Origin of the sequence: Stenotrophomonas sp. SrG, from assembly GCF_050031795.1 — a bacterium.
GTDB classification, from domain to species: Bacteria; Pseudomonadota; Gammaproteobacteria; order Xanthomonadales; family Xanthomonadaceae; genus Stenotrophomonas; species Stenotrophomonas rhizophila_A.
The window spans coordinates 1-243 of sequence record NZ_JBNBBE010000908.1 but is presented as its reverse complement, the minus strand read 5'-3'; the positions used below and the strand labels follow the sequence as shown (position 1 = coordinate 243).

The following is a 243-nucleotide window of genomic DNA, read 5'->3' as shown; positions in this document are numbered from 1 at the left end:
GGCTTGAAGCCGCTGCCGTGCATGCGCTTGAGCACCCATCCCAGGCCGACGATCAGCGCCAGCACGGCCAGCAGTGCGAGCACGGCGCCGGACATGCTGGGTGCCGCGGCGGCGGGCTGGCCGACCTTGGCCGCCGGTGCACCGGCGGCCATGAGTGCCAGGGACAGCAACGCAGTCTCCGGATCCGTTCGCTGGGGCTGACCACGTCGGTGTGGCGCACAGCGAAGCGGTCGGGGAGGCCCA

The 243-nt window shown here is 72.4% G+C and carries 1 pseudogene; it reads right to left on the bottom strand.

Annotated features, from left to right (window positions below):
- Positions 1 to 152: pseudogene (locus ACQG3P_RS22140) on the bottom strand (flagellar biosynthetic protein FliO); the annotation flags it as partial.
- Positions 153 to 243: the final 91 nt, after the last annotated feature.